The sequence below is a fragment of the Amycolatopsis anabasis genome, assembly GCF_009765355.1.
Classification (GTDB): Bacteria; Actinomycetota; Actinomycetes; order Mycobacteriales; family Pseudonocardiaceae; genus Amycolatopsis; species Amycolatopsis anabasis.
On the sequence record NZ_VTHK01000017.1, the window covers coordinates 178,862 to 186,459 of the forward strand.

3 protein-coding genes are annotated in these 7,598 nt (G+C 70.8%); all 3 read left to right on the forward strand.

What is annotated here, in order from left to right:
• The first annotated feature begins 261 nt into the window (after positions 1 to 261).
• The 3 genes from FXO23_RS23275 to FXO23_RS23285 all read left to right on the forward strand — a co-directional run bounded on the left by FXO23_RS23275 (position 262) and on the right by FXO23_RS23285 (position 7,512).
• Positions 262 to 1,860 (forward strand): hypothetical protein, encoded by a 1,599-nt coding sequence (locus tag FXO23_RS23275; protein WP_158887516.1) that lies wholly within the window; start codon positions 262 to 264, stop codon positions 1,858 to 1,860.
• A 171-nt stretch (positions 1,861 to 2,031) separates the two neighbouring features.
• Positions 2,032 to 5,868, forward strand: coding sequence for an nSTAND1 domain-containing NTPase (locus FXO23_RS23280; RefSeq protein WP_246257690.1), 3,837 nt, complete (start codon positions 2,032 to 2,034; stop codon positions 5,866 to 5,868).
• Between the two features lie 108 nt (positions 5,869 to 5,976).
• The gene (locus tag FXO23_RS23285) at positions 5,977 to 7,512 is read left to right on the forward strand and encodes an alpha/beta fold hydrolase (protein ID WP_158887517.1); all 1,536 of its coding nucleotides are present in this window, start codon (positions 5,977 to 5,979) and stop codon (positions 7,510 to 7,512) included.
• Positions 7,513 to 7,598: the final 86 nt, after the last annotated feature.

A 7,598-nucleotide genomic window follows, 5' to 3' on the forward strand; every position in this document is an offset into this window, starting at 1 on the left:
ATGATTCCGTGGGCGAGGCGGACTCGTCCGGTGCGCCCGATGAGGCCGGGCTGGGCCGCCAGGAGTCCCTGTCAGGTAGCTGCCACGGCGTTGCTTCGGCGCGGACGTGGCTGAATGCTGAGCGTGATCGATATCCGCAGGGTCGTATTTCTCGAGAGATTGTGGGACAGCATGGCTACCTGGCCGGAAAGCGCTTCCTTTTCGCGCGGTAACTCCTACGTGGTGATTTTCCAGGACAGCGGACTTGCCGAGGCTGTCGCGGTGGCGCTGCGAAACGCGCTGTTCCGGATCGGCCGCGACGACATGGTCCTCGTGCCCGCGCTACGTGGTGCCGACTTCCTCGACGCCGAAAGGCGGCGTGGCGATTTTTCCCAGGCGACCGTGATCGCGCGTCAGGGCGAGGGGATCGATCGCCTCGACCGGCCGGGATTCCTCGCGGTAAGCCGGTCGCAGCGCGGTCTGGCCGCCCATCCCGGTAACGGGGAAACCGTCCTCGTCTATGCGGACACGGTGGACGATCTGGTGCGGGGAATCGTCACGTATCGTCCCGTTCCCTCACTGGTCGGACGCGAGGTGATCGCTCAGCCGTCCCGGCAAGCCGTGCGGCGGACCCGGAAGGCGAAGCAGCGGCACAGCGCTGTTCCGGTGCGGCGGGCGGCCTTCTCGCTCGGTGGCGCTCTCGCCATCGGGGGATGTCTGGCCTTGGCGCCGTCGCAATCGGCTGGCGCGCAGCCCGTGCACGACGACACGCTTTCCTTGGCTTCCGCGACCGTGCCGGTGGCGCGGAACACCGACACGCCGGACGCCGTCGCCGATCCGGTGCCGCTGTGCATCAACGAACCCGACGCCGACCCGTGTTTCGGTTACTCGCCCGAGGAGCCGCGGGCGGAGCCGTTGACGCCGGTGCGGCCGCAGGTGGCGCCACCGGTCGATCCGTTCTTCCCCCGGCAGCAGTACGAAGACCTCAAGGAGGCCAACGGGGTGGCCAGGGGGATGGCCGAGGCCATCGGCCGAGTCGTACTGGGCTACAGCAGCGGGGCCGGTGCCTACGAGTCGGCCGAAGGCTACGCCAAACGTGGTTTGGTGGCGGCGTGCGCGGTGTGGAAGCCCGCGTGCCTGGGGGTGGAGACCCTGCCACCGGTGGTCGGCTGGACCGCCGGAATCGTCGCGGGTGTCAAAACGGTTTTCCCCGAGTATGTGGAAGAACTGCGCAAGAAGCTGGACCGGAAATGGGATGAGATCAAGGAGAACGCGCAACGCCCCATCGAGGTGCCTCCGGGAGGCTTCTGCAACGGCCCGCGGGGCGCGTGCGAACGACCGGGGAGCGACCGGACGGAGCAGGACACGGACACGGTGACCCCGTCGAACGACGTCACCGAGATCGTTCCGCAGCGCCCGGCCGCCGCACCTGGTACTCCCGCGTCGCCGGATGTGCCCGCGGGCGACGACGAACCGAGCCCGGCTCCGGCCGTGCCCGTGCCTCCGGCTCCGGTCCAGGAACCGCAGCAGCCCGCGCCGGTGGCTCCCACACCGTCCTATCAGGACTCCACGCCCATACCGTCCTATCAGGACCCGATGCCGAGTCCTTCCCCCAGCGTGCCCGCCCCGGCGCCGGATACGTCAGCCGGTGCTCGAACACCGACCTACTCGTCGAGTGGACCGACGCCGTACATCCCCAGCGGCGGCATGGGTTATCAGCCACCGGACTACAGCCGGCCCGGCCCGACCGGCGGCAACGGACCCGGCTGGGGTGACGCGGGTGTGCCGCCGGACCAGCCAGGTGAGACGGTCGAGGTGAAGCCGTATCCGAACCAGCCGAGCGCGCCGCCGAGCGACCCCGGCTACAACCCGCTCGCCTGACCTCGGTGCCGATTCCGCCAGACCGGCTCCGGAGGAGAACCGGGCGAATCACTCGAGTGGCCGCCGACGCGAACGTGGGTGTGGTGCATTCGGGTTATTTGGCGTGAAGCGGGTGGAGGGAGCAGGGCAGGCTCCGAACAATGGCCCCGGTACCGAAGAGGGGTGGTTGCGGTGCCTCGTCCGGAGCGTTCGCTGGATACCGGGGATGACGTTCTGCTGCGGTTCGCGGCGGATCTGCGCCGGCTGCGCCACGAAGCGGGCGGGCTGACGCTGCGGGAACTGGGGCGGCGGGCGCACTACGCGTCCTCGACGTTGTCGGACGCCGCCGGGGGACGGGCGCTGCCGAGCCTGGCGGTGACGACGGCGTATGTGCGGGCCTGCGGTGGTGATGTGGATGCGTGGGAGCGTCGCTGGCGCGCGGTGGCCGCCGCCCTCGCCGCTGCGGAGCCGGAACCGGAGGAAGGCGGGAAGAACGGCGAGCCGCCGTCGCCGTATGCCGGGCTGGCCGCGTTCCAGGCCGAGGACGCCGAGCTGTTCTTCGGCCGCGAACGAGCCGTGGACGAGCTGATCAAGCAGGTGTCGTCCCGGCGGTTCGTCGCGGTGTTCGGCGCCTCCGGTGCGGGGAAGTCCTCGCTGCTGCGCGCCGGTCTGCTGCCCGCCGCGCGCACGGGGGTGCTGGCGGAGGGGACGTCCTGGCCGGCGGTGGTGCTGACGCCGGGGGCGCACCCGCTGGAGGAGTGCGCCATCCAGCTGGCCTGCTGGACCCACCGCGCCGCGGGGCACCTGCACGCGGAGTTCGGCGACGACCCGCGGAATCTGCACCGGGTGATCCGCCAGCGGCTGGTCGGGGAACCACCGGAGGTCGAGCTGGCGCTGGTGGTGGACCAGTTCGAGGAGATCTTCACCGCGTGCGGCGACGGCGCCGAGCGCGCTGCCTTCCTGGCCGCCGTGCTGACCGCGGCGCGGACGGAAGGCAGCCGGTGCCGGGTGGTGCTGGGGGTGCGGACCGACTTCTACACCCACTGCGCCCAGCACGCCGATCTCGCCGAGGCGCTGCAGGGGGCGCAACTGCTGCTGGGCCCGATGCACCCCGACGAGTTGCACCGGGCCATCACGCAACCCGCGGTGCGGGCCGGCTGCCGGGTCGAGGGTCCGCTGCTGGCCCGCATCGCCGCCGACGCGGCCGGCCAGGCCGGGGCGCTGCCACTGGTCTCGCACGCGTTGCTGGAAACCTGGCGGCGCCGCCGCGGCAACACCCTCACCCTCGCCGGTTACGACGCGGCGGGCGGCGTCGACGGCGCCGTCGCCCGCACCGCCGAACAGGCCTACGCCGCTTTGACCGAAGACCAGCGGCAGCGGGTGCGGCAGGTCTTCCTCCGGCTGGTGGCGCCCGGGGAGGGCACCGAGGACACCAAGCGCCGCATCGACCGCCGGGAGTTCGACGAGGACCCCGACACCACGGCCGTGCTGGACGCCCTCGCCCGCGCGAGACTGCTCACCCTGGAGCACCACAGCGTGGAGATCGCGCACGAAGCCCTCATCCGGTCCTGGCCGCGCCTGCGCGGCTGGATAGACGAGGACCGCGACGGGCTGCGCGTGCATCGCCAGCTCACCGACGCCACCAACACGTGGGAGACGCTCGACCGGGATCCCGGATCCCTCTACCGCGGGCTTCGCCTGGCCACCGCCCAGGATTGGGCGAAGCGGTTCGGCGACCGCCTCACCCCGCGGGAACGGGAGTTCCTCGACACCAGCACCGCCGCCGACGTCCGCGAACAGGCCGCCACTCGCCGGCGTGCCCGCCGCCTGCGCCGGCTGGTCGCATTGCTGACCGTCCTGCTCGTGGTCGCCGCCACGGCCACCCTCTACGCCATCCGTGCCCGGCACAGCGTCATGGAGCAGCGGAACACCGCGCTGGCTCGGCAGGCCGTCGGTGCCGCGGCCGCCATGCAGGAAGCCAATCCCGCCCTGGCCGCACAGCTCCGGCTGGCCGCCTACCGGCTCGCGCCCCTGCCGGAGGCGCGGAACGGCCTGCTCAGCAACTTCGCCACCCCGTACGCCAGCCTGATCACCAGCCACCCCCAGCCCGCCTCCGCGGCCGTGTTCAGCCCGGACGGCCGCGTGCTCGCCACCGGCAGCAGGGACCGGACCGTCCGGCTGTTCGACGTGTCCGATGCCCATCGCCCCCGGGAGTTGGGCGTTCTCACCGGTCATACGGACTGGATCCACACCTTGGTGTTCAGCCCGGATGGCCGCATGCTCGCCAGCGCCGCCGCCGACAGCACCGCGCGGCTGTGGGACGTGTCCGATCCCCGGCAGGCACAGCCACTGTCCACTGTGGTCGGTCACGCCGACCGGGTCCAGGCCGTGGCGTTCCGCCGCGACGCCCAGGTGCTGGTCACGAGCAGCCGGGACACGACCGTCAAGGTGTGGGAGCTGACCGATCCGCGCAATCCGGCCCTGCTGCACACGCTCACCGGTCACACCGGCGACGTGCACGGAATGGAGCTCAGCCCGGACGGCCGGGTCCTCGCCACCGCCAGCTACGACAAGACCGTCCGGCTGTGGGACATGGCCGATCCGCGCGCCGCGCCCACACCGCGCGCGGTGATCAGCGGCGAAACCCCGCAGTACACGGCGGTGTTCAGCCCGGACGGTCAGGTCCTCGCCACCGGGGGCCGGGACCGGATCGTGCGCCTGTGGGACGTGGCCGACCGCGCGAACCCGCGACCCCTGGCGAATCTGCCCGGTCACTTCCGGGTGCACGCCGCGGTGTTCAGCCCGGACGGGCGAACCCTGGCCACCGCCGACGAAGACCGGAAGGTGCGGCTGTGGGACGTGACCGATCGACGCGATGCCCGGGAACTCGCCACCCTCGCCGGGCACTCCGCCGCCGTGACCTCGGTGGCCTTCAGCCCCGATGGCAACAGCCTGGCCACCACCAGCGACGACCGGACCGTCCGCGTGGAAGATCTTCGTGAACTGGCGGCCGGTCGGCATCTCGAGGGCGTCCGGTTCGCGGCTTTCAGCCCCGACGGCCGGACACTCGCCACCGGGGGGAACGACAAGGCCATCCGGTTGTGGCGGCTCGACGGCCGCCGCCTCGAAAGCGTGACCGGTCTGAGCGACCATGCCGATGCCATCGCGTCCCTCGCGTTCAGCCCGGACGGCAACACCCTGGTGTCCAGTGACGACAGCGGAACGGTCCGGCTGTGGGACGTCACCGATCCGCGGCTTCCCCGGGCGGCCGCCACGTTGACCGGCCACCTGAACGCGGTCGGAACCGTGGCGTTCCATCCCGGCGGCCGCATCCTGGCCACCCCCAGCAACGACAAGACGGTGCGGCTGTGGGACGTGGCCGATCCGCACCATCCCCGGGAACTCGCGAATCTCGCCGGTTACACCCACGAGGCTTACTCGACCTCGTTCAGTTCCGACGGGAACACCCTCGCCATCGGCGGGCCGGGTCCCACCGCCCCGCTGTGGGACGTCACCGACCCCGCGCGGCCCCGCGCACTGCCCGCCTTGCGCAACCCCACCGAGAGCGCCGAATGGGTGACCTTCAGCCGCACCGGCGGCATCCTCGCCACCTCCGCCGCGGACAACACCATGCAGCTGTGGGACCTCGGCGACCCGCAGCGTCCCCGGGCCCTCACCGCACTCGCCGGACACACCGGGAACATTCAAATAGCGAATTTCAGCTCGGACGGCCGCCTCCTCGCCACCGGCGGGGATGACGACACGGTGCGCTTGTGGGACCTGACCGAGCCGCGACGACCTCGTGAGCACACGGCCCTGACCGGCCACGCCGGCCCCATCTGGGCACTGGCGTTCAGCCCCGAGGGCACCACCCTCGTCACGGGCGGAGCGGACCGCACCATCCGGGTCTGGGACCTCGACGTCGAACGCGTCGCCAACCGGATCTGTGCGATGACCTATCCGGGGATCACCGAAGCCGAATGGAACCGGCACTTCCCCGATCTGCCGTACCGGCCGCCTTGCGGCTGATCATTGTTCGGAGGTTGTTCTTCGGTATCCGCCCGAAGATCCCGAACAACCCCCTGGCGCTACAACCGAGGCAGACGCCTCGACCACCTTGCGAACAGGGGAAACGACGTGAAGAGGATTACTGTCGTGATCGCGGCAGCGAGCATCGGTTTGCTGGGGATTCCCCCGGCCGCGGCCGGGCAGCGGTTCGTCCCGGCGCCGATCGACTGGGGGCCCTGCCAATCCGAACCCTTGCGGGAAGCGAAGGCGGAATGCGGGTATCTCGAGGTCCCGCTGGACTACCGCGCACCCGATCGCGGCAAGGTGTCGCTGGCGGTCTCCAGGGTGCGGCACAGCACCGCTCAGTCGCAGGGCGTCGTACTGGTCAACCCGGGCGGGCCCGGCGTGCCGGGCCTCGAGCTGTCGACCCTCGGCAAGCAGGTGCCCGGCCACGCGGGCGATGCCTATGACTGGATCGGCTTCGACACCCGCGGCGTCGGGGCGAGCAAACCCGCGCTGTCCTGCGACCCTGCCTATTTCGGCTACCACCGCCCCGAATACGTGCCGAGCACGCCGCGGCTGGAGCAGACCTGGCTCGACCGTTCGCGCCGGTACGCCGAAGCCTGCGCGAAGAACGGCCCGCTGCTCGAACACCTCAGGACCACCGACATCGCGCAGGACATGGAGAGCCTGCGCAAGGCGCTGGGGGAGGAGCGGATCAACTACTACGGCTACTCGTGGGGCACCTACCTCGGCCAGGTGTACGGCACGCTGTACCCGCACCGGGTGCGCCGCATGATCCTGGACAGCAACGTCGATCCGCGCCACGTCGGGTACCGGGCGACTCTCAACCAGGACATCGCGTTCGAACGCAATATCAAGATCTTCTTCGGCTGGGTCGCCAAGTACGACCACGTGTTCCACCTGGGCAGAACCGGCCAGGCCGTGGAAGCGCTGTTCTACGCGCAGCAGCGCGAACTGGCCCGGAACCCCGCCGGTGGCCTGATCGGCCCGAGCGAATGGAGCGACCTCTTCCTGCGGGCGGGCTTCTATTCGTTCGGCTGGGAACCGGTGGCCAGGGCGTTCGCCAACTGGATGCGCGACGGTGACTGGCAGACCCTGAAGGCGCTCTACGACAGCTGGCAGACACCCGGGAACGACAACGGTTTCGCGGCATACCACGGCGGAGCGTGCACCGACACGCAGTGGCCGCGCTGGGCGCGATATCGCTCCGACACCTGGGAAACCCACCGCCAGGCCCCGTTCCTGACCTGGACCAACGGGTGGTACGACGCGCCCTGCCTGTTCTGGCCGGTCAAGCCCGGCCGGCCGGTGGACATCGACGGCGCCGAGGTGCCGAGCGCCCTGCTGATCGGCGAAACCCTGGACGGATCGACACCGTTCCAGGGCAGCCTCGAGGTCCGCGCGCGCTTCCCCCGGTCAAGCCTGATCGCCGTAACGGGTGGTACGACGCACGCGGGTTCCCTGCTGTTCTCGCCGAACCCCTGCGTGAGCGACCAGATCGCCGGCTACCTGGCCACCGGCGAGCTGCCGCCGCGCAAACCGGGCAACGGGCCGGACACCGAGTGCGCGGCACCGCCGGAGCCGACACCGGAAAGCCACGCACCGGTAACCGGGGGTCGTGAGTGGCTAGGCCGGTTCTAACCGGCCGGAACGCTCACGACCCTCAGACTTGGTTCCCATACAAGAGACGGTGACCGGTCTGGGCGTGCAGGCGCCGCCTGGCTGCC